Annotated in this window: 25 protein-coding genes; 3 read left to right on the top strand and 22 right to left on the bottom strand. The window is 40.1% G+C overall.

The features are described 5' to 3' along the window. Window positions 1-18: 18 nt before the first annotated feature. From ASC42_RS05295 to ASC42_RS05345, 11 genes are all read right to left on the bottom strand, one after another. Window positions 19-1,305, bottom strand: coding sequence for an adenylosuccinate synthase (locus ASC42_RS05295; protein ID WP_055440860.1), 1,287 nt, complete (start codon window positions 1,303-1,305; stop codon window positions 19-21). Window positions 1,306-1,420: 115 nt separating this feature from the next. Next, window positions 1,421-2,785, bottom strand: a complete 1,365-nt coding sequence (gene dnaB / locus ASC42_RS05300) for a replicative DNA helicase (protein ID WP_055440861.1) — start codon at window positions 2,783-2,785, stop codon at window positions 1,421-1,423. Window positions 2,786-2,861: 76 nt separating this feature from the next. Further along, window positions 2,862-3,311 (bottom strand): 50S ribosomal protein L9, encoded by a 450-nt coding sequence (gene rplI / locus ASC42_RS05305; RefSeq protein ID WP_055440862.1) that lies wholly within the window; start codon window positions 3,309-3,311, stop codon window positions 2,862-2,864. After that, window positions 3,308-5,281 carry a DHH family phosphoesterase gene (locus ASC42_RS05310; RefSeq protein ID WP_055440863.1) on the bottom strand — a complete coding sequence of 658 codons (1,974 nt, stop codon included), beginning with the start codon at window positions 5,279-5,281 and terminating at the stop codon, window positions 3,308-3,310. Before ASC42_RS05310 ends, rplI begins: the two co-directional genes overlap by 4 nt. 21 nt (window positions 5,282-5,302) lie before the next feature. After that, a complete protein-coding gene (locus tag ASC42_RS05315) occupies window positions 5,303-6,232 on the bottom strand; it encodes a YybS family protein (protein WP_055440864.1) in 930 nt (309 codons plus the stop codon). Window positions 6,233-6,293: 61 nt separating this feature from the next. Further along, window positions 6,294-6,530 carry a 30S ribosomal protein S18 gene (gene rpsR, locus ASC42_RS05320; protein ID WP_003397568.1) on the bottom strand — a complete coding sequence of 79 codons (237 nt, stop codon included), beginning with the start codon at window positions 6,528-6,530 and terminating at the stop codon, window positions 6,294-6,296. 32 nt (window positions 6,531-6,562) lie between these two features. After that, window positions 6,563-7,054: a single-stranded DNA-binding protein gene (gene ssb, locus ASC42_RS05325; RefSeq protein ID WP_032101641.1), complete on the bottom strand. Its 492-nt coding sequence runs from the start codon at window positions 7,052-7,054 to the stop codon at window positions 6,563-6,565. A gap of 26 nt (window positions 7,055-7,080) precedes the next feature. Next, window positions 7,081-7,368 carry a 30S ribosomal protein S6 gene (gene rpsF, locus ASC42_RS05330; protein WP_009361077.1) on the bottom strand — a complete coding sequence of 96 codons (288 nt, stop codon included), beginning with the start codon at window positions 7,366-7,368 and terminating at the stop codon, window positions 7,081-7,083. Between the two features lie 104 nt (window positions 7,369-7,472). Further along, complete coding sequence (gene ychF, locus ASC42_RS05335) at window positions 7,473-8,573, bottom strand: redox-regulated ATPase YchF (RefSeq protein WP_055440865.1); 1,101 nt, start codon at window positions 8,571-8,573, stop codon at window positions 7,473-7,475. A 20-nt stretch (window positions 8,574-8,593) separates the two neighbouring features. Continuing rightward, window positions 8,594-8,770 carry a DUF951 domain-containing protein gene (locus ASC42_RS05340; protein WP_006321132.1) on the bottom strand — a complete coding sequence of 59 codons (177 nt, stop codon included), beginning with the start codon at window positions 8,768-8,770 and terminating at the stop codon, window positions 8,594-8,596. Between the two features lie 41 nt (window positions 8,771-8,811). Further along, a complete protein-coding gene (locus ASC42_RS05345; protein ID WP_055440866.1) occupies window positions 8,812-9,687 on the bottom strand; it encodes a mechanosensitive ion channel family protein in 876 nt (291 codons plus the stop codon). Between the two features lie 180 nt (window positions 9,688-9,867). Here ASC42_RS05345 and yyaC point away from each other — a divergent pair, with 180 nt between their 5' ends. After that, entirely contained in the window at window positions 9,868-10,458 is a 591-nt protein-coding gene (gene yyaC / locus ASC42_RS05350; protein ID WP_055440867.1) for a spore protease YyaC, read from the top strand. Here the strand turns inward: yyaC and ASC42_RS05355 are convergent. The 11 genes from ASC42_RS05355 to rpmH all read right to left on the bottom strand — a co-directional run bounded on the left by ASC42_RS05355 (window position 10,447) and on the right by rpmH (window position 19,942). Continuing rightward, entirely contained in the window at window positions 10,447-11,154 is a 708-nt protein-coding gene (locus ASC42_RS05355; RefSeq protein WP_055440868.1) for a DUF554 domain-containing protein, read from the bottom strand. The genes yyaC and ASC42_RS05355 overlap by 12 nt on opposite strands. Window positions 11,155-11,171: 17 nt before the next feature. After that, the gene (locus ASC42_RS05360; protein ID WP_055440869.1) at window positions 11,172-12,035 is read right to left on the bottom strand and encodes a ParB/RepB/Spo0J family partition protein; all 864 of its coding nucleotides are present in this window, start codon (window positions 12,033-12,035) and stop codon (window positions 11,172-11,174) included. Further along, entirely contained in the window at window positions 12,028-12,789 is a 762-nt protein-coding gene (locus ASC42_RS05365; RefSeq protein ID WP_055440870.1) for a ParA family protein, read from the bottom strand. Before ASC42_RS05365 ends, ASC42_RS05360 begins: the two co-directional genes overlap by 8 nt. A gap of 101 nt (window positions 12,790-12,890) precedes the next feature. Further along, on the bottom strand, window positions 12,891-13,742 hold the full coding sequence (gene noc, locus ASC42_RS05370; RefSeq protein ID WP_055440871.1) for a nucleoid occlusion protein: 852 nt from the start codon (window positions 13,740-13,742) through the stop codon (window positions 12,891-12,893). A gap of 35 nt (window positions 13,743-13,777) precedes the next feature. Beyond that, a complete protein-coding gene (rsmG, locus tag ASC42_RS05375) occupies window positions 13,778-14,491 on the bottom strand; it encodes a 16S rRNA (guanine(527)-N(7))-methyltransferase RsmG (protein WP_055440872.1) in 714 nt (237 codons plus the stop codon). Window positions 14,492-14,504: 13 nt separating this feature from the next. Continuing rightward, a complete protein-coding gene (gene mnmG, locus ASC42_RS05380; protein ID WP_055440873.1) occupies window positions 14,505-16,394 on the bottom strand; it encodes a tRNA uridine-5-carboxymethylaminomethyl(34) synthesis enzyme MnmG in 1,890 nt (629 codons plus the stop codon). 11 nt (window positions 16,395-16,405) lie between these two features. After that, window positions 16,406-17,791, bottom strand: coding sequence for a tRNA uridine-5-carboxymethylaminomethyl(34) synthesis GTPase MnmE (gene mnmE / locus ASC42_RS05385; RefSeq protein WP_055440874.1), 1,386 nt, complete (start codon window positions 17,789-17,791; stop codon window positions 16,406-16,408). Between the two features lie 169 nt (window positions 17,792-17,960). Beyond that, the gene (jag, locus tag ASC42_RS05390) at window positions 17,961-18,578 is read right to left on the bottom strand and encodes an RNA-binding cell elongation regulator Jag/EloR (RefSeq protein WP_055440875.1); all 618 of its coding nucleotides are present in this window, start codon (window positions 18,576-18,578) and stop codon (window positions 17,961-17,963) included. Then, window positions 18,575-19,342, bottom strand: a complete 768-nt coding sequence (gene spoIIIJ, locus ASC42_RS05395) for a YidC family membrane integrase SpoIIIJ (RefSeq protein ID WP_055440876.1) — start codon at window positions 19,340-19,342, stop codon at window positions 18,575-18,577. The genes jag and spoIIIJ overlap by 4 nt, the downstream gene beginning before the upstream one ends. A gap of 63 nt (window positions 19,343-19,405) precedes the next feature. After that, on the bottom strand, window positions 19,406-19,744 hold the full coding sequence (gene rnpA / locus ASC42_RS05400) for a ribonuclease P protein component (RefSeq protein WP_055440877.1): 339 nt from the start codon (window positions 19,742-19,744) through the stop codon (window positions 19,406-19,408). 63 nt (window positions 19,745-19,807) lie between these two features. Then, the gene (rpmH, locus tag ASC42_RS05405) at window positions 19,808-19,942 is read right to left on the bottom strand and encodes a 50S ribosomal protein L34 (protein WP_003397591.1); all 135 of its coding nucleotides are present in this window, start codon (window positions 19,940-19,942) and stop codon (window positions 19,808-19,810) included. Between the two features lie 472 nt (window positions 19,943-20,414). On the opposite strand from rpmH, the gene dnaA reads away from it, so the two are divergent. Together dnaA and dnaN are read left to right on the top strand one after the other, a co-directional pair. Further along, window positions 20,415-21,758, top strand: coding sequence for a chromosomal replication initiator protein DnaA (gene dnaA, locus ASC42_RS05410; protein WP_055440878.1), 1,344 nt, complete (start codon window positions 20,415-20,417; stop codon window positions 21,756-21,758). Window positions 21,759-21,914: 156 nt separating this feature from the next. Then, window positions 21,915-23,051, top strand: a complete 1,137-nt coding sequence (gene dnaN, locus ASC42_RS05415) for a DNA polymerase III subunit beta (RefSeq protein WP_055440879.1) — start codon at window positions 21,915-21,917, stop codon at window positions 23,049-23,051. The last annotated feature ends 59 nt before the right edge of the window (window positions 23,052-23,110 follow it).

A 23,110-nucleotide genomic window follows, 5' to 3' on the forward strand; every position in this document is an offset into this window, starting at 1 on the left:
TGCTCATCGACGTATTTTTTATGCATACACATTGCGGACAACATTTGTTTGAGAACGGTCTGGTCCAACCGAGAAAATAGAAAGCGGAATACCTGTTAATTGCGAAATGCGCTCGACGTAACGGCGTGCGTTCGTTGGAAGCTCATCTAAACTTTTGACACCTGTAATATCTTCCGTCCATCCCGGCAATTCTTCATACACCGGCTCACATTCCGCCAACACTTTTAAGTTCGCAGGGAACTCCTCGATGATTTGTCCTTTGTAACGGTAAGCAACACAAATTTTTAACGTTTCAATACCTGTTAACACGTCAATCGAGTTTAATGATAAATCTGTAATACCACTAACGCGACGTGCATGACGAACAACAACGCTATCAAACCAACCAACACGGCGTGGACGTCCCGTTGTCGTTCCGTATTCACGCCCTACTTCGCGAATACGATCACCAATTTCATTGTTTAACTCCGTTGGAAATGGACCATCACCGACACGTGTTGTATATGCTTTAGCTACCCCAACAACATGTTTAATTTTTGTCGGACCAACACCAGCCCCAATCGTAACCCCGCCAGCAACAGGATTTGACGATGTAACAAACGGATACGTACCTTGGTCGATATCTAACATGACGCCTTGGGCACCTTCAAATAAAACACGGCGTCCTTCGTCAAGCGCATCATTTAATACAACAGATGTGTCACAAACGTACTTTGCGATTTGCTGTCCATACTCGTAATATTCATCAAGAATGTGTTCTAACTTAAATCCTTCTACACCGTACACTTTTTCAAAAAGCATGTTTTTCTCTGCTAGATTGCGAGCTAATTTTTCTTCAAATACTTCACGATCAAGCAAATCTGCGATTCGGATACCGACACGCGCTGCTTTGTCCATATAAGCAGGGCCAATTCCTTTTTTCGTCGTTCCGATTTTATTCGCCCCTTTTCTTTCTTCTTCTACTTCATCAAGCTTTAAGTGATAAGGCAAAATTACATGTGCGCGATTGCTAATGCGTAAATTTTCCGTACTTACGCCACGCTCGTGTAAATATGCTAATTCTTGTACGAGCGCTTTCGGATCGACAACCATCCCATTTCCAATGACACAAATTTTATCTTTATAAAAAATGCCAGAAGGGATTAAATGTAATTTATACTTTTCGCCGTTAAATACAATCGTATGTCCGGCGTTATTTCCACCTTGATATCGTGCAATGACTTCTGCATGTTGTGATAAAAAATCTGTAATTTTTCCTTTTCCCTCATCGCCCCATTGTGTTCCAACAACAACAACTGAAGACATAGCGAGCACCTCCGCTTCATCAATTCCAAACATAGTAAGTGTACCAAATCAACTATGAAAAATCAATAAAAAACCGAACATTTATGTGTTTACTCTTTATTTTTATTCGTATAAATTACGCTCCCGGCGGAACGTTTGCATCATCGAAGCGGCGCTCTAAGTTGACAAACTTGTTATACTCTTTTACGAAAGCAAGTTGTACTGTACCAACAGGGCCGTTCCGTTGTTTTGCAATAATAATTTCAATGATGTTTTTGTTTTCTGATTCTTTATCGTAATAATCATCACGATATAAAAAAGCAACAATATCCGCGTCTTGTTCAATACTCCCCGATTCGCGTAAGTCAGACATCATCGGACGTTTATCTTGACGTTGCTCGACACTACGTGAAAGCTGGGATAAAGCAATGACAGGGACATCTAATTCACGAGCTAACGCTTTTAGCGAGCGGGAAATTTCTGATACTTCTTGTTGACGATTTTCACGATTGCGTCCACTTCCTTGAATGAGCTGCAAGTAATCGATTAATATCATACCAAGTCCTTGTTCTTGTTTTAGGCGACGACATTTGGCACGAATTTCACTAACACGAATGTTCGGTGTATCGTCAATAAAAATACCGGCATTTGACAGACTTCCCATCGCCATCGTTAACTTTCCCCAATCTTCTGGCGTCAGTTTACCGGTTCGTAAGCTTTGAGCGTTAATGTTCCCTTCTGCGCAAAGCATACGCATGACGAGTTGTTGCGCTCCCATTTCCAAGCTAAAAATTGCCACATTCTCACCCGTGCGCGTCGCTACATTTTGAGCAATATTTAATGCAAATGCTGTTTTTCCAACAGACGGACGAGCGGCAACAATAATAAAATCACTTCGTTGAAATCCTGCTGTCATCCGATCAAGTTCAATAAACCCTGTTGGAATCCCGGTAATTTCACCTTTCCGATTATGGAGCATTTCGATGTTGTCGTATGCTTGAACAAGCACATCTTTTATATTTTGGAATCCGCTCGTATTTTTCCGTTGAGATACTTCTAAAATTTTTCGCTCAGCTTCATTTAACACATCTTCTACTTCATCTTCACGCGTATAGCCGTCTTGAGCAATGGATGTAGCCGTACGAATTAAACGGCGCAAAATAGATTTTTCTTCTACAATTTTTGCGTAATAATGCACATTGGCCGCTGTTGGAACGGCATTTGCAAGCTCCGTTAAATACGAAACGCCCCCTATTTCTTCGAGCGCGTTTGCATCTGCCAATTCCGATGTAACCGTCACGAGATCAACGGGCTCACCACGATCAGATAGTTGTAACATCGTTCGGAAAATTTTTTGATGGGCTGCTCGATAAAAATCTTCGGGAATTAATATTTCTGAAGCGGTTGTGAGCGCGGATGGCTCTAATAAAATCGCCCCGAGTACAGCTTGTTCAGCTTCAATATTTTGTGGGGGGAGTCGATCAGCAAATACGTCGTTCATGTACGATCACCATCCTTTCTCATAAGAAAAATGTGATTATATGCACGGAAAACATCCGGCATAAAATCACATTTCATTACTTTTGTTCTTGTACATGTACTTTTAATGTCGCAGTTACTTCTGGATGAAGCTTGATCGGTACGTTTGTATAGCCAAGCGCTCGAATCGCATCATCTAGTTCAATTTTACGTTTGTCAATCTTAATGTCATGTTGTTGCTGAAGTGCCTCTGCAATTTGCTTGCTTGTAATCGAGCCGAATAAACGACCTCCTTCACCAGCTTTTGCAAATAATTCAACTGTCAACGTATCAATTTTTTCCTTTAATTGCTTTGCACGAGCTAGTTCTTCTTCAGCTTCTTTCTTTTGTTTATTTTTTTGCGCTTCTAATGCTTTCAAGTTGGCTGGTGTTGCTTCAATAGCAAGTCCTTGTTTAAATAAAAAGTTTTGCGCATAACCATCAGCAACGTTTTTTACTTCTCCCTTTTTCCCTTTTCCTTTCACATCTTTTAAGAAAATGACTTTCATGTTTTTGTACCTCCCTCAATATATTCTCGAATTGCTGCCTTCAATCGTTTTTCTGCTTCGTCAATTGTTACATTAGCAAGCTGAGTGGCCGCATTCGTTAAATGACCGCCACCATCAAGCTTTTCCATAATTAACTGCACGTTTACATCTCCTAATGACCGGGCGCTAATTCCAATCGTTTGATCATTTCGTTTTGAAATGACAAACGACGCAACAACACCATGTAAAGACAGTAGCGTATCCGCTGCTTGAGCAATTAATACAGGATCATATGTTTCATTAGCACTTCCTTTTGCAATTGCGAAACCATGTTCATCAATGATAGCGTTCTCAATTATTTTAGCACGTTTGATGTAATGCTCAATATTTTCTTTTAACAGTTTTTGGACAAGCGTCGTATCTGCTCCTTGGGCACGTAAATATGAAGCGGCATCAAACGTTCTTGACCCTGTGCGTAATGTGAAACTTTTCGTATCAACAACAATACCAGCTAATAAAGCTGTCGCCTCAAGCATAGACAACTTCAAACGCTTTGGTTGATATTCTAACAATTCCGTCACTAGTTCTGACGTAGATGATGCATATGGCTCCATATAAACGAGAATCGGGTCTTGAATAAACTCTTCTCCGCGACGATGATGATCGATCACTACAACTCGATCTAATCGCAACAATAACCTTTCTTCAATAACGAGCGAAGGTTTATGCGTATCTACGACAACAAGTAACGTATCTTCTGTCGCCAACTCTAATGCTTGCTCAGGAGAAATAAATCGCGACCACAATTCCGTCTGTTTTTTCACTTCCTCAATCAATCGCTGTACACCAGAGTCAATACGGTTTGTATCAATTACAATAAACGCTTCTTTTTGATTTATTTGAGCCACTTTTAAAATACCGATAGCTGAACCGATAGCATCCATATCGGGATATTTATGCCCCATAATAAACACTTGCTCACTTTCTAAAATGAGCTCTTTTAACGCATGCGATATAACGCGAGCTCTAACCCTTGTCCGTTTTTCCATCGGATTCGTTTTTCCACCATAAAATTTTACTTTACCGTTCGGTTGTTTAATCGCGACCTGGTCACCGCCCCGTCCAAGCGCTAAATCTAGACTAGACTGCGCTAACACCCCGAGTTCTGGTAAAGACGGAGAGTTTGTTCCTATTCCGATACTTAACGTTAGTGGCACATGATTTTTCGCTGTTTGTTCACGCACTTCATCTAGAATAGAAAATTTATTTTTTTCTAGTTGCTGTAAAATATATTCGTTTAACACAGCCACAAATCGATCTGACGACGTACGCTTTAAAAATAAACCGTATTCACTCGCCCATCGATTTAAAATGGACGTCACTTGACTGTTGAGCTGACTCTTCGTTTGGTCATCCATTCCTTGCGTCACATCGTCGTAATTATCAAGAAAAATGACGCCTAATACGATTTTTTCTTGCTCGTATTTTTTTTCCAATTCTGCTTGTTCCGTAATATCAAAAAAGTAAAGCAATCGCTCTTCTCGGCGAATGATTACTTTAAACGTTCGATCGTGAAATGTGATGACTTCTTCCGTTGCCTCTGTTTTCATAAGTGGAACAAGTTGTTCAGCAACATCATATAATGATTGTCCAACTAGCGTATCCACTCCAAAACAAGAAGATAAAAAAGAGTTTGTCCACTCAATTTCTAACTCCTCATTAATGAGCATAATGCCAATTGGCATCCCCATTAAAGCTTCTTCCCCAACTTTTTTTATTCGGTAAGAGAGAGTGGAAATGTAGTCTTCAATTTCTTCTTGTGCAACTTTATACGATCGAAAGACGTGAAACAACGTAGGGCCAAGGAGCACAGCACCAACTATCCCAATCATCCATTCGAAGTACGTAACAATCATAAGCAATATAAACGTAATACCGATTAAAACATACAAGGGATAGCGATGCCTCGGCTTTTCATACAAACTGGACATGAACGTCAGCTCCTTGCGTCATTAATCTTTCAACTTCTTTCGCAAATCAAATCCTAAATCAATTATACCTAATATTCGCACGAGGTGAAGTAAAAAAGGGAAAAATAGCGATAGAACGACAGTGGCAATAGCGCCTTTACGCCCCATTTTTTTATAGTACATCCAATAAAAAATGAACGAAAATCCTTGAATAGTCATCAGTAACTGTAAAATTTGAAACAAATTAAGCAACGCAATGTAAAGGAATGAACCGTGCTCGATTGGGAAAAATAACAAAAGCATAACCGCTAAATAGTACCATAGCAAACTTTTCGGTAAAACAAGTTCACGAAATGGTTGCCAATTCCCAATTTCCATGTTTAACCGCCTCAAAATAGGTACGGCAACTTGTTGAGTAATAAAAGCAAAACATGCAGCTGCAAAGACGAATGCAGTCGGTAACAAATCGATGACAATGTCCATCGTTTGTTTCATTGCTTGTTCAAATTGTCCATTTGTTTGCCCAAGTTTCTCTAATATGTTTTGCGCACTTTGAAACGATTGTTGCATCATTTCTTCAATTTGTTTGCCAATATGAATGTCGAAAAATAAGACAGAACTCGCATAAATGATGATCATGCTCACTAAAAAAGAAAGAGTGCCAACAAGCAAAACAGTATATTTTCCACCTTGCTTTCGCCACACATGCCCCATCACAACTCCGCTACTTGCAAACATAAATGTCATCGGAACAGAGAAAAGTGAACCGAACCAAATGGATGGAATAAATGATGTAGCAAGCAAAAATAATCCATTTTTATACGTATGGCGCATCGTAAATAAAAGAAACGGAATTGCCAAAAAAAATGTTGTAACCATTCCAAACACCGGCATATATAAACTGAGCAAAAGGAGAACTGTGAAAATAGAAAGTTGCACAGCTCCTTCCGTTAATACACGCGCGTTTTTCACTTTTTTCCCTCCTTGAAAACAAAAAGCAGTAAGGCTTCGTCCCCCTTACTGCTTTCTCTTTTTATTCGCCCGCAACGTATGGTAATAAAGCCATTTGACGAGCACGTTTAATCGCAATTGTTAATTTGCGTTGATATTTTGCACTCGTACCTGTTACGCGGCGAGGTAAAATTTTACCACGCTCAGAAATAAACTTCTTTAATGTGTCCACATCTTTGTAGTCAATGTGTGTAATTCCGTTTGCTGTAAAGTAGCAAACTTTACGACGTTTTGTACGTCCACCTTTGCGTCCTGCCATTGTATTTCCTCCTTTCTCCAAATGAATATATATTAAAACGGCAAATCATCGTCCGATATGTCGATTGGTTGTCCATCGTTCGCAAATGGATCATCATCAATTCGACTAAATCCACTACTACGTCCTTGGTTCGGGTTCTGATTTGATCCAAATGGAAACGGCTCGCCATAGCTACCTGATGCCATGCCACGTTGCTCACCGCCACCTCGCGGCTCTAAAAACTGCACACTATCGGCGACAACCTCTGTTACGTACACTCGTTTTCCTTCTTGGTTTTCATACGATCTCGTTTGAATTCGACCTTCCACTCCAGCTAAACTACCTTTTTTCAAATAGTTCGCCACATTTTCAGCTTGTCGGCGCCAAACGATACAGTTAATAAAATCTGCTTCACGTTCACCTTGTGGATTCGTATACGTTCGATTCACCGCTAGCGTAAACGTGGCAACAGCAACTCCATTTGGAGTATAGCGTAATTCCGGATCTTTCGTCAGTCTTCCGACGAGAATTACGCGATTAATCATCAGAACCACTCCTATTCATGAGGAAATTATTCTTCTTCCTTCACGACGATATGACGAATAATGTCTTCGCTGATGCGTGCTAAACGGTCAAATTCTTGCACTGCCGCTGGCTTCGCAACAACGTTTAAAATCATGTAGTAACCGTCACGAAACTTTTCAATTTCATAAGCGAGACGACGCTTACCCCATTCCTTCACATTCGTAATTTCCGCGCCATTTTCAGTTAACACGTTGTTAAAACGCTCAACAACTGCTTTTCTCGCTTCTTCTTCCATGTTTGGACGGATAATGTACATAATTTCGTACTTTCTCATCACAGTCACCTCCTTTTGGTCTACACGGCTCTTTACAGAGCAAGGAGCAATATATCATTACTCACATTTGATGATTATATCATGAACATCGTTCATATGCAATATTAGACGTTAAAGCGGAAATGAATAATATCGCCATCTTGTACTTCATAATCTTTTCCTTCTAATCGCACTTTTCCTGCTTCACGGGCAGCTGCCATCGATCCTGCCGCAACTAAATCGTCATATGATACCGTTTCTGCACGAATAAACCCTCGTTCAAAATCAGAATGAATAATGCCTGCACATTGTGGTGCTTTCATTCCTTTTCGGAACGTCCATGCCCGCACTTCTTGTTCACCTGCTGTGAAATACGTAGCGAGTCCAAGCAAACTATATGATGCACGAATGAGTTGATCTAACCCCGATTGTTCAATGCCGAGTTCTTGTAAAAATAGCTCTTTTTCTTCATCGTCTAACTCTGCCATCTCCGCTTCCACTTTAGCACAAACAACGATGACTTCTGCATTATCTTCTTTGGCAAATGCTTTTACTTTTTGAACGTACTCGTTGTTGTTTGGATCAGCTAAATCTTCTTCACCAACGTTAGCAACATATAACATCGGCTTGATCGTTAATAAATGTAATTGCTTTACTACTTTCATTTCCTCTTCCGTAAATGAAAGCGTTCTAGCCGGTTTTCCTGCTTCGAATGTTTCTTTTAAGCGGCTTAAAATGTCATATTCAAATACTGCTTCTTTATCTTTTTGCTTTGCCATTTTTCCAACGCGATCTATTCGCTTATCTACCGTTTCAAGGTCGGCAAAAATAAGCTCCAAGTTTATCGTTTCGATGTCTGCGATCGGATCTACTTTCCCTGCCACATGCGTAATGTTTTCGTCAGCAAAACAACGCACAACTTGACAAATGGCATCAACTTGGCGGATGTGGGATAAAAACTTATTTCCTAACCCTTCACCTTTACTTGCACCTTTCACAATTCCTGCGATATCTGTAAACTCAAATACTGTAGGAACCGTACGTTTCGGATTAAATAATTTCGTCAACGTGTTTAGTCGCTCATCCGGCACTTCTACAATCCCAACATTTGGTTCGATGGTACAAAACGGATAGTTTGCAGACTCAGCACCCGCTTTTGTAATCGCATTAAACAACGTTGATTTTCCGACGTTTGGAAGACCAACAATTCCTGCTGTTAAACCCATAATGAAACTCCTCTCTTCGTCTATTCCTCGTGCTTTACGAGCACTTTTTTCATTTTTTTCTCAAATTCTTTTCGTGGCAGCAAGACGCTATGGCCACATCCTTCACATTTAATCCGAATATCCATGCCCATTCGAATAATTTTCCATCGATTTGTACCACAAGGATGTTCCTTCTTCATTTCGACGATATCATGCATGCCATACTCTTTATTCAATATAGCACACTCCTTTCCGTTGTTTAAGCACGTTCCCCTTGTTGTTCGCGATTATAAAGAACTAAACGAGGAAACGGGATTTCAATTCCCCGCTCGTCCAAACGAAGCTTAATCTCTTTTCGTAACGCACGTGCAATATGCCAATGACGCATCGGCTTTGTCTCACACGTAATGCGCATGACGACTTCAGACGGCCCTAAATTTTGCACTCCTAACAATTCTGGTGGACTGACAATGTCTTCATATTTACTTGGCATTTCTTCTAAAACTTCACGAATGACAGCTTCCGCCTTCTCTAAATCACCTTCATAGGAAATACTTACATCAACGACCGCCACACTATTATTCAAAGAAAAGTTCGTCACTTGTGTAATCGTTCCATTCGGTAAAATGTGCACTTCACCCGTAAAACTTTTCAACTTCGTCGTGCGCAATCCAATTTCTTCAACGTGTCCTTCAAATGTCCCGATACGGACATAATCTCCAACGGCAAACTGATCTTCGAGGATAATAAAAAATCCTGTAATAATATCGCGAACAAGATTTTGCGCCCCAAATCCAACTGCTAATCCAACGATCCCAGCTCCTGCCAAAATGGCGCGAATATCAACGCCTACGGCGTCTAAAATCATCATAAACGTAATAAAGTAAATGGTATACGTCGCCATATTGTTCAGCAATCGTATTAACGTTGCTTCTCTTCTTTCTGATAACCGAATCGGTGCTTTTTGTCGAACAGCAAAAAACTTCGTAATCGCCAACTTGACAACTTTTAATAAAATCGATGCCAATAAAATAATCGTTACGATTTTAAACAAACTAACACCTATTGTAACGAGCCAGTCACCTTCTACCATTTGTTCAACGATACGGACATATATTTTTTTTATTTGCTCCATTCAACCACCTCCATTGTAGCAAATCACCTATACAAGCTTCCCCTTTCACGCATAAGTTATTGTAACAGTATTTTGTTTACATTTGTAGCACGTGAACTTTCTGCATAGCTAAATGTATATATATTCACATTTTTCCGTATACTGTTACCACGCTATTTAATCGGAGGAGGGAACGGACATATGCAAAACAAATTTTTTTACGATGAACCAAATGCAACATCCCAACTTGCATCATCACTTTTATATTTACTTCCAACTTCCAACCATATCCCAATCGTCATCGTTTGTATCGGCACGGATCGTTCAACTGGCGATGCACTCGGTCCACTTGTTGGTACGATGCTGGGACAAAAAGGAACATTACCTTTTTATGTGTATGGAACGTTAAAAGATCCGATTCATGCCGTTAATTTAGAAGATAAACTACAACACATTCGCCAACAACATAAACACGCGTTTCTCATTGCTATCGATGCTTGCCTTGGTCGTGTAAAAAACATCGGGATGGTTACAGTTGAAAAAGGCCCATTAAAACCAGGTGCCGCTGTCAATAAAAATCTTCCTTCTGTCGGTGATGCCCATATTACCGGTATTGTCAATGTGAGCGGATTTATGGAATTTTTCGTGCTCCAAAACACTCGCCTTCATTTAGTAATGAATATGGCAGAAACAATTGCTACAGGTATTTATGAAGCCGGAATACAGTTGAAAAAACAACAACGATTTGCATCGTTGCAAACAAACGAACTGAAATATAAACTATCCGAATAACATATGCATAAAAGCAACGATCAACGCATTTACTAAAATACTTGGTAGTAAGTTGGCTACACGAATAGATGTAAGACTTAACATGTTCAAACCAATCGCAACAATTAAAATTCCCCCTGTCGCGGTCGATTCAGCAATAAATGCCTCAAGGGCGCTTGGTGGAATGAACCGATCGATTTGCGTAGCCATCAAGGCGATGGATCCTTGATAAACAACAACAGGAATAGCTGAAAAAATAACGCCGATGCCAAACGTAGCGGTTAAGATGATGCTTGCAAAACCGTCTAAAATCGATTTTGTATATAGTACAAGATGATCGCCTCTTAACCCGCTATGTAGCGCACCGACAATGGCCATCGAACCGACGACAAACAGAAGCGTGGCACTCACAAATCCTTTAGAAATCGCCCCTTCTGTGCCATGTCCTACTCTTCTTTCCACCCATTTTCCTAACCTTTCAAGCTTTTCTTCAATATCCCATATCTCCCCTAATGTTCCACCAACAACTAAACTAATAATGACAACTAGAAACTGATCGCTTTCTAACCCCATCTTTACACCGAGAACAACAACGGAAAGCCCAATCCCGTTCATCACCGTCGATTTTATGCGCTCTGGAATATGTCGAAACACAGCACCTAATAAAGCGCCAACAATAATACATATGCCGTTAACAATCGTACCGAGTAAAGCCAACGTGTGTCACATCCTATTCATCCCTCAATAGATTCATCGTATGCATTGAGCAATTGCAAAATACGTGTTAAATCTTCTTCTGAGAAAAATTCGATTTCAATTTTTCCTTTTTTTCGATGTTTTTTTATGGAGACCGACGTTCCTAATCGTTCACGTAATAACGCCTCACTTTGTGTTAAAAATATATTTTTCTCTTCTTTCTTTTTCGATGTTTCACGTGGAACATTTTCGTTCAGTTGTTGAATGAGCGCCTCAAGTTGGCGAACATTAAGCGATTCACGAATCACGCGTTGAATGACACCCGAAAGCTTTTGTTTGTTTTTTAATGCTAATAACGCTCGACCGTGCCCCATTGATAACATACCTTCTTCAATCATTTGTTGTACATCACTTGGAAGTGAAAGAAGACGAAGATGGTTGGCAATATGCGGACGGCTCTTTCCTAATCGTTTTGCTAGCTCTTCTTGCGTTAATTTGCATTTTGTAAGCAACAATTGATATGCTGTCGCTTCCTCAATGGGATTTAAATCTTCACGCTGTAAATTTTCAAGCAATGCAATTTCCATCATTTTTTCATCCGAAAGTTCACGTACAACAGCTGGGACAGTTTTCAATCCTGCTAATTGTGCTGCTCGAAAGCGGCGTTCACCTACGACAATTTCATAACCTTTGATCGTCTGACGAACAATGAGCGGTTGAACGATTCCGTGTTCTATAATGGATTGCTTTAATTCTTCTAACGCTTGTTCATGAAACGTTTTGCGCGGTTGATATGGATTAGGACGAAGTTGTTGAATATTAATTTCTTGAACCGTTTCCCCTTTCTCTGCTTCCAAATTCGTAAAGAGAGCGTGAATGCCTTTCCCGAGCCCTTTAGCCATTCGCGATCACCTCTTTCGCAAAGTCTGCATATACTTCCGCTCCCCGTGATTTCGCATCGTACAAAATAATCGGCTTCCCGTGGCTTGGCGCCTCACTTAGTCGAACATTTCGTGGTATAATCGTTTCATATACTTTTTCACGAAAATACTTTTTCACTTCTTGAATGACTTGAATACCAAGATTTGTGCGCGCATCAAACATCGTCAGCAACACACCTTCAATGCGCAAATTGGAATTTAAATGTTTTTGTACAAGACGAATTGTATTTAATAATTGACTAAGCCCTTCCAATGCGTAATATTCACATTGAACAGGAATTAATACTGTATCTGCTGAAGTTAAAGCATTAATCGTTAACAATCCGAGTGAAGGTGGACAGTCGATAATAATGAAATCGTACACATCTTTGATTGGGCTTAACGCTTTTTGTAAGCGTACTTCCCTTGAAACGATCGGAACAAGTTCAATTTCGGCACCCGCTAACTGAATAGTAGCAGGAATAATATGCAATCGCTCGATATTTGTCGGACGAATCACTTGACGTACGTCCACTTCCTCAACTAATAAGTCATATGCACATTGTTCAATTTCATGTTTTTCCACACCAATGCCACTCGTCGCATTTCCTTGTGGATCGATATCGACAAGTAACGTTTTCTTTCCCATATGGGCTAAACATGCCGATAAGTTTACGGCTGTTGTCGTTTTGCCAACACCGCCTTTTTGGTTGGCAATCGCAATAATTTTCCCCACAACGCTCCCCATCCTTTGCCTATAATACTTTTATTGTATCATGAATTTTTCAATATTTTCATATACAAAAAGAAAACCTCATCGTCATTTTGGATGAGGTGTTATTTTTGTTTCTTCGGGATGCGGATTGTAATTTGGTAATAGTCTTCAAATTCTTCTTCTTCTGAATCGATGGCGACACCACTATCAGCAACCATCGTCAATGACTGTCGAATCGTATTGACAGCGATGCGCATGTCTTTGCTTAGCGATTTTCGTTTCGGCCTCGGGCGCTTTCCATCGTCGTTTTCTTCTAGCATTTTCGCAACTCGATCTTCTGTCTGTTTCACGTTTAGTTGCTTTTGGATAATTTCTTCAAGCAATTTCAACTGTTTATCGTAATCTTTCAGCACAATTAAAGCGCGTGCATGACGTTCTGTAATTTGACGTTGTAACAACGCGTCTTGCACTTCTTGGGGCAGTTTTAATAAGCGAAGTTTGTTGGCAATCGTTGATTGTCCTTTTCCAAGCCTTTGCGCTAACGCCTCTTGCGTTAAATGATGCAATTCTAACAAACGAGCATAAGCGATCGCTTCTTCGATCGGAGTTAGCTCTTCCCGCTGTAAGTTTTCAATTAAAGCAACAGAAGCTGTTTCCGTATCATTCAAATTTTTAATAATAGCAGGTATATCCGTCCAGCCGAGTTTTTGTGCTGCTCGCCATCTTCGTTCCCCGGCAATAATTTCGAACTTCCCATCTTCACATTCTCGAACAACAATCGGTTGAATCATCCCATGTGTTCGAATCGTTTGAGCAAGCTCATCAATTTTATCTTCAACAAAAATAGTCCGGGGCTGAAAACGGTTTGGAACAATTTGTGAAATAGCAATTCTTTTTATTTCTTCATTTGGTACGACGATTTCTTCTTGCTCTTTCTCACCAAAGCTAAAAAAACGCGAAAAAGGATGCTTCATTTCCCCCTAACACCACCTTTGAGAACTCAAAACATTCATTCAATCGGAAGTTTGTTTGGTACCCCTGGTTTGCGTGGATATTTCTTCGGTGTTTTTCTTCTTTTCTCAACAAAAACGATTGCCCGTTCACTTTCCTCAATCGGTAATAAAAATTGTTCCACTTTTACTACTTCACCACCTAGCACACGAATCGCTGTTTCTCCTTGTTCAAGCTCTTCCTGCGCTGATGCACCTTTCATCGCAATAAACGTTCCCCCTACTTTCACAAGTGGCAAACAAAGCTCACTTAGCACAGATAAACGTGCAACAGCACGAGCCGTGACGACATCAAACGTCTCACGGACGTTTTTTTGTCCAAACGTCTCAGCGCGATCATGATAAAAGGCTACACCTTCGAGCCCGAGTTGTGCCGCTAAATGATTCAGAAACGTAATTCGTTTTTGTAATGAATCAACAATTGATACATGTAAGTGAGGAAAGCAAATTTTTAATGGTATGCTCGGAAACCCAGCTCCTGCCCCAACATCGCAAATAGATAATGGTTGCAAGAAATTGAAATAAAAAGCAGGTGTAATGGAATCAAAAAAATGCTTCAAGTATACGCCTTCTTTGTCAGTAATCGCTGTTAAATTCATTTTCTCGTTCCATTCAACAAGCAAGTGATAATATGTTTCGAATTGAGTGAGTTGTTGAGGAGAAAGTGAAATTCCTTTCTCCTCTAACATTTGTTGAAATACGTTTACATCCATCATTCATCCCTCTTTATTCATTTGACACACGTGCAATTTTTCCCTGCTCTAAATAAACTAATAAAATCGAAATATCGGCCGGATTGACTCCCGAAATGCGTGAGGCTTGTGCAATTGAAAGCGGACGAACTTGCTTTAGCTTTTGTCGCGCCTCTGTCGCCAATCCTGTAATCGCATCGTAATCAATGTCTTCTGGAATTTTTTTATTTTCCATTTTCTTTAATTTTTCAACTTGTTGTAGCGATTTTTCAATGTATCCTTCGTATTTAATTTGAATTTCTACTTGTTCTGCCACTTCAGGATCAACCAGTTGTTCCGCTGGTGCAATCATTTGAATATGTTCATATGTCATTTCCGGACGCTTTAACAAGTCAGCTGCTCGAATGCCGTCTTTTAATTCACTTCCTCCAACATTTCGAATCAGTTGTTGTACTTGTGGTGTCGGCTTAATGATGTAAGACTTTAAACGTTTCTTTTCCGCTTCGATCGCTTCTTTTTTTGCCACAAACTTTTCATATCGCTCTTGTGAAATTAAGCCGATTTTATATCCAATTTCCGTCAATCGTAAATCAGCATTGTCGTGACGTAATAAAAGACGATATTCTGCACGCGATGTTAACAAGCGGTATGGCTCATTCGTCCCTTTTGTCACAAGGTCGTCAATTAAAACGCCAATATATGCTTCAGAACGACTTAAAATTAACTCCTCTTTTCCGAGCGCTTTACATGCTGCATTAATGCCGGCAATGAGCCCTTGGCCCGCTGCCTCTTCATATCCAGACGTTCCATTAATTTGTCCTGCTGTGTATAAACGTTGAACGACTTTTGTTTCTAACGTTGGCCATAGTTGTGTTGGAACAATGGCATCATACTCAATCGCATAACCAGCACGCATGAGCTGTGCTTTTTCTAATCCTGGTATTGTCGCTAACATTTGACGTTGAATATGCTCCGGCAAGCTTGTCGATAAACCTTGTACATACACTTCTTGCGTATGTCTTCCTTCTGGTTCAAGGAAAATTTGATGACGTGGTTTATCGTGGAAGCGAACGATTTTATCTTCAATTGATGGACAATAACGCGGACCTGTCCCTTTGATCATGCCTGAATACATCGGCGATAAATGTAAGTTTTCATCGATGATTCGGTGCGTTTCCTCTGTCGTATAAGTCAGCCAACAAGGAAGCTGGTCGGTAATGTATTCCTTCGTTTCATACGAGAACGCTCGTGGCACGTCATCTCCCGGCTGAATTTCTGTTTTGCTGTAATCAATCGTATGACTATTCACGCGCGGTGGCGTTCCTGTTTTAAAACGAACAAGTTCAAACCCAAGCTCCTCTAGATGCTCTGAAAGCTTAATCGATGGCTGTTGATTGTTTGGACCACTTGAATATTTAATGTCTCCAATAATAATTTCACCGCGTAAAAATGTTCCTGTTGTAATAACGACCGCTTTCGCATAATAACGGGCACCCGTATGCGTAATGACACCTTTACATACACCGTCTTCTACGATCAATTTTTCTACTTTTCCTTGTAATAATGTTAAATTCTCTTGGTTTTCTAACGTTTTTTTCATTTCTTGCTGATACAAAAATTTATCTGCTTGTGCACGTAACGCTCGCACCGCAGGTCCTTTTCCTGTGTTCAACATGCGCATTTGAATGTGCGTTTTGTCGATGTTTTTCCCCATTTCTCCGCCTAACGCGTCAATTTCCCGAACGACAATCCCTTTTGCAGGTCCGCCAATAGATGGATTACATGGCATAAAAGCAATCATATCGAGATTCAGTGTAATGACTAGCGTACTTGCCCCCATGCGCGCAGCAGCAAGCGCCGCCTCACATCCCGCATGACCAGCACCGACAACGATGACATCATAAGATCCTGCCTCGTAATGCATAAATACCCTCCTTATTTCCCTAAACAAAATTGTGCGAACAATTGATCAATCAAACTTTCGTGTACCGTATCTCCAACAATTTCACCTAACAATTCCCACGCCCTCGTTAAATCAATTTGCACAACGTCGATCGGCATACCTGCTTCGATGCCGTGAATTGCTTCTTCTATTGCTTTTTTTGCTTGCGTTAACAATGCAATATGGCGTGAGTTTGATACATATGTTAAATCGCGCGCCTCCACATCTCCACTGAAAAACAATGAGGCGATCGCCTCTTCGAGTTGGTCGATTCCTCTTTCTTCTAAAAGCGATATCGTAATCACTGGTGAGCCTTGCGATAGTTGCTTCACTCGATCCATATCGATTCGCTTAGGTAAGTCTGTTTTATTAACAATAACGATGACATCCATTCCTTTGACAGCTTCAAATAGCTGTTCATCTTCTGATGTTAACGGCTCATTGTAATTAAGTACGAGTAAAATTAAATCAGCCTCTTTTAACACTTTCCGTGATCGTTCGACTCCAATACGTTCCACAATGTCTTCTGTTTCACGAATGCCCGCTGTATCGAGCAAACGGAGCGGTATACCGCGAACATTGACATATTCCTCAATGACATCGCGCGTTGTACCCGGAATATCGGTGACAATGGCGCGATTTTCATGGGCTAGACTGTTTAATAGCGATGATTTTCCAACGTTCGGACGACCGACAATGACTGTCGCTAACCCGTCCCGTAACACCTTTCCCTGTTGTGCGGTTTGCAATAACCGTTCAATTTCATTTTTTACTTCCGTTGCCCTCTCAAGCAAAAGGCGATGCGTCATTTCTTCGACGTCATCATATTCTGGATAGTCAATGTTTACTTCAACATGTGCTAATGTTTCTAAAATCGTTTGGCGCAAGCGACGAATAAGCTTTGATAAACGCCCTTCCATTTGGTTTAACGCGATAGCCATCGCACGATCTGTTTTGGCACGAATGAGATCCATTACTGCTTCCGCTTGAGATAAATCAATACGACCGTTTAAAAAAGCTCTCTTTGTAAATTCCCCAGGCTCTGCTAGACGAGCTCCGGATGCAAGCACAAGCTGAAGAACGCGGTTGACGGAAACGAGCCCTCCATGACAATTAATTTCAACAACATCTTCACGCGTGAACGTCTTTGGGGCCTTCATCACCGTAACCATCACTTCTTCAATCGTTTCTTTCGTCTCCGGATGCACTATGTGTCCATAATGAATGGTGTGAGAAGGTACGTCTTTTAGCTGTTTCCCTCCGACACCAACAAATAGTTGATCGACAATCTTTATCGCTTCATCCCCGCTTAAACGGACGATCGCAATCGCTCCTTCACCCATCGGAGTTGAGATCGCTGCAATTGTATCGAACTCCACGCGATTCACCTTCTTTCATAAACGAAATTATCCACATCTATATCATGCATGTTTTATTCACAATGCTAATCAAATAAATTTTAACTTATCCACATGTGAATAACAACATACACACTACGTTTGAATTTACAAAAAAAATTCTCTAGGAACGACTTCCCCTAGAGAATGTTTACCTTTTTAGTGAAATGACGACATGGCGATGCGGTTCCGTTCCAGCTGAAAACGTTTGTATTCTGTCGTCATCGCTTAACGCCGTATGAATGACTTTCCGCTCCCATGCACTCATCGGTTCTAACGAAATATCTTTTCCCATTTGTATCGCTTTTTTCGCCATATTTTTCGCCAAGCGAACAAGTGTTTCTTCTCTTCGTTTTCGATATCCTTCCGCATCAATAACAACGCGAAGCGGGCGATCCGTATAACGATTTAACACTCCCTGCGCCAACGATTGTAACGCATTCAATGTTTGTCCATGTTTTCCAATTACTCGCGCAACATCTGGACCTGAAAGGAAAACGACTAAACGCTCTCCTTCCACTTGGCACGCGAGTTGGACATGGACATTCATTTGTTCAATAACATGTTTTAAAAACGATTCGACAAAATGAAATGGATCCCTTACCGTCACTTCAACGATTGCTTCTTGTCCACCGAACAAGCCAAGAAACGGCTTTTTTTCTTGTTGCACAACAACAATATCGACCGCTTCTTTCGACACATGTAATCGCGCTAACGCTTTTTCCACTGCCTCTTCTACCGTTTGGCCCCTCATCGTGATTCGTTTCACTTTCCTGTTCCCCCAGCCTCTTTCGTCGCTTTTAAGTCTGGCCCTTTAATGAAATACGTTTGTACAATCATAAATAAGTTTCCAACAACCCAATAAAGCGAAAGCGCTGCTGGGAAGTTGATCGCAAAGACGACGACCATAATTGGCATTAACCAAAGCATCATCGCCATTTGTGGATTTTGTTGCTCGGTGCCGGCCATCATCATCTTTTGTTGAATAAATGTTGTGACTCCGGCCACAAGTGGCAAGATAAAAAACGGATCTTTTTCACCTAAGTCAAACCATAAAAAATTATGGCGCGCAATTTCTTCTGTACGCATAATAGCATGATAAAATCCAATTAAAATTGGCATTTGAATAAGTAGTGGCAAACACCCAGCTAACGGATTGACACCGTGTTTTTGAAAAAGCAACATCGTTTCTTGTTGAAGTTTTTGTTGCGTTTGTGCATCTTTTGAACTATATTTTTCACGAAGTTTTTGTAGTTCTGGTTGTAGCGCTTGCATCGCTTTCGAATTTCTTGTTTGTTGAACCATGAGCGGCAAAATGGCTAAACGAATTAAAATGGTTACAATGATAATCCCTAAACCGTAATTGGAACCAAATAACTCAGACGTGTATGTAATTAACCAAGATAGTGGGTAGACAATATACTCGTTCCAAAAACCTTTACTTTCTGCAGTAATTGGTTGGTTAATTTCTGAACATCCTGCTAACAAAACAGCAAGAAGTAAAAACAGCCATGCAATCTGCCTTTTTTTCACTCGTTTTTCCCCCTTACTTTATACATTCCATGAAATATTTTAACATATCGGTCGATCAAACATTTAATGAAAAACGTTTGCTCGTCTTAACACGTGCAATAAACTTTTTTTCGCCTCTTCATATTCCATCGTAGCTACCGGCACTCGCGCAATAATAACATAATCTTTCCCTGCGTCAATCCGACCCAGCTCCTCGTGAAACACTTGGCGAATATATCGTTTTACACGATTGCGGACAACCGCTTTCCCTATTTTCTTGCTAACGGATAACCCGATCCGAAAATACGGTTGCTCTGGTTTATCGAGAACATATAAGACAAACTGCCGATTCGCCACCGATGTTCCTCGCTTGAATACTTCTTGAAATTCATCATTTTTTTTTATGCGATATTTTTTTTTCATGTGCTCTCATCACACCTCGATCGTAACTCCCGTTAGAAAAAAGACCACTGATCGTTCAGTGGCCTATGCAGATAATACTTTTCTTCCTTTACGACGGCGACGAGCAAGAACTTTTCTTCCGTTTTTTGTGCTCATGCGCGCACGGAAACCGTGTACTTTGCTGCGCTTCCGTTTGTTTGGTTGATACGTTCTTTTCATATATGACACCTCCCTGAGGAATAACTGTTAAAAGACAGTCTTTCTAATTATAGTGAGAAATTTAGAGAAATGTCAACTACTCCGGGAGTATCTTTTTTTGAATATATTGTGATTATGAATGTGGATAAATTTTTTGTCGCTTTTTCTGTATCCACAACATTTATCGACAAGTTTTTCACATCTTATAACCTTGTGGATAAAATTTTTTCACAGCTTTTTCGTTTTGTGGATAATATTTTAAAACCATTGCAACATAAGTATTTATCTGCTATTATATTGTTGTTTTTACTCTGGATAATTATATAAGTTTTTTGTATTATCCACAAAATGTGGATAACGTGTGGACAGTTTCGTCCACATAGTGTGTAAATATTTGTCCACAATCGTTGAAAACGGTCGAAAAAAATTTTTTTATAGACAAACAAGGTTATACAAAAGTTAAACACCCGCGCGGAGAAGGAGGGAGAGCGGCGTGGAAAATATTTCGGACTTATGGAATAAAGCATTAGCCGAAATTGAGAAAAAAATCAGCAAACCGAGCTTTGAAACATGGTTAAAATCAACGACTGCGCATTCATTAAAAGGCGACATACTCATTATTACCGTCCCAAATGAATTTACAAAAGACTGGCTCGAATCACGCTACACCCGGCTGATTGAACAGACACTTTACGACATTACCGGAGAAGAGTTAAAAATTAAATGCACAATTCCTAATCATCAAACATTGGAAGAATTCGATCTAAAACCAACAAGTAAACCGCGGAAGCATGATGACGAACAAGCAGAATTTCCACAAAATATGCTGAATCCAAAATACACGTTTGACACTTTTGTCATCGGATCTGGAAATCGCTTCGCTCATGCTGCATCTTTAGCGGTGGCAGAAGCACCGGCCAAAGCATACAACCCCCTCTTCATTTACGGTGGTGTAGGCCTAGGCAAGACGCACCTCATGCATGCAATCGGTCATTACGTTCTTGAACATAACCCATCAGCAAAAGTCGTCTATTTATCTTCGGAAAAGTTTACAAATGAATTTATTAATGCCATTCGCGATAACCGTCCAGATGATTTTCGTAACAAATATCGCAATGTGGACGTGCTGTTAATAGATGATATTCAATTTTTAGCTGGAAAAGAACAAACACAAGAAGAGTTTTTCCATACGTTTAATACACTACACGAAGAAAGTAAGCAAATTGTCATATCGAGTGACCGACCTCCAAAAGAAATCCCGACGTTAGAAGACCGCCTGCGTTCTCGCTTTGAATGGGGCTTAATTACAGACATCACTCCTCCTGACTTAGAAACGAGAATTGCCATTTTGCGTAAAAAAGCAAAAGCCGAAGGGTTCGATATACCAAACGAAGTGATGTTGTATATTGCTAATCAAATTGATTCGAATATTCGAGAATTAGAAGGGGCGCTCATTCGTGTCGTTGCTTACTCTTCTTTAATTAACAAAGAAATTAACGCAGATTTGGCAGCAGAGGCACTAAAAGATATTATTCCAAGTTCCAAACCAAAAGTAATTACGATTCAAGACATTCAACGTGTTGTCGGGGAGCATTTTAACGTGAAACTTGAAGATTTTAAAGCAAAAAAACGAACGAAATCCGTTGCTTTTCCGCGTCAAATTGCTATGTATCTTTCACGAGAGTTAACCGACTGTTCGCTCCCTAAAATTGGGGAGGAATTTGGAGGACGTGACCATACAACAGTCATCCATGCTCACGAAAAAATTTCAGCTCTCATTCAAACCGACGTTCAACTACAGAAACAATTGAAAGAAATTATGGAGAAGCTGAAATAATGTGAATAACTGTTTGGTGTTTGTGCACAGACTGTCCACATGTGGATAGTCTGTGCTTCCTTTATTTTATTCACTTATCCACATAATCACAGCGCCTAGTACTATGATTAATAGTTTTTTAAAAAATATAATAAATAAATTAGGGAGGTTTTCTTTGTGAAAGTTATTATCGATCGCGATCACTTAGTGAGAAGTGTACAAGATGTAATGAAGGCTGTATCATCTCGCACCACAATTCCTATTTTGACTGGAATTAAAATCGTTGCTTCTGAGCAAGGTGTTACATTGACAGGAAGTGATTCAGATATCTCGATTGAATCGTTTATTCCAGCAGAGGAAAAGGATCGCGTTATTGTTGACGTCATTAAACAAGGAAGTGTGGTTCTACAAGCACGATTTTTTAGTGAAATTGTTCGTAAGTTACCAAGAGAAACCGTGGAAATCGAAGTAAAGGATCAATTTGTCACAACAATTCGCTCTGGAAAAACGGAATTTCACTTAAACGGATTGGATCCGGAAGAATATCCGCGTTTACCACAAATTCAAGAGGAAAATATGTTTCAAATACCAGCGGATTTGTTAAAACATGTGATTCGCCAAACAGTATTTGCAGTGTCCACCTCAGAAACACGTCCAATCTTGACAGGTGTAAACTGGCGAATTGAAAATAATGAGCTTACGTGCATTGCAACAGATAGCCACCGACTGGCTATGAGAAAAGCAAAAGTAGAAACAGAATCAGAAGCATACTACAATATCGTCATTCCAGGAAAGAGCTTAAACGAGCTAAATAAAATTCTCGAAGAATCCAATGAGCCTGTTCACATCGTTGTAACAGAAAATCAAGTATTATTTAAGACAAAACATTTGTTGTTTTTCTCACGTTTGTTAGATGGGAACTATCCAGATACATCTCGGCTTATTCCAACAGATAGCCAAACAGATATGATCGTAAAAACGAAGGAGTTTCTACAAGCCATCGACCGTGCGTCATTACTAGCACGTGAAGGAAGAAATAACGTTGTTCGTTTATCCACGCTGTCTGACAAAGTCGTTGAGATTTCTTCAAACTCACCTGAGATCGGAAAAGTTGTAGAGGAAGTACAGTGTGAACAAGTAGACGGAGAAGAATTAAAAATTTCTTTCAGTGCAAAATATATGATGGATGCATTAAAGGCGTTAGAAGGAGCAGAAATTAAAATTAGTTTTACTGGTGCAATGCGCCCATTTTTAATTCGACCACTTCATGACGATTCCATGCTCCAATTAATTTTACCTGTGCGCACATACTAAAAGCTGCTAGATCACCTAGCAGCTTTCCTTTTCTTCACTCTTCTTTTTTAGTACAATGA

Origin of the sequence: Anoxybacillus suryakundensis (genome assembly GCF_001418025.1) — a bacterium.
GTDB lineage: Bacteria > Bacillota > Bacilli > Bacillales > Anoxybacillaceae > Anoxybacillus > Anoxybacillus tengchongensis.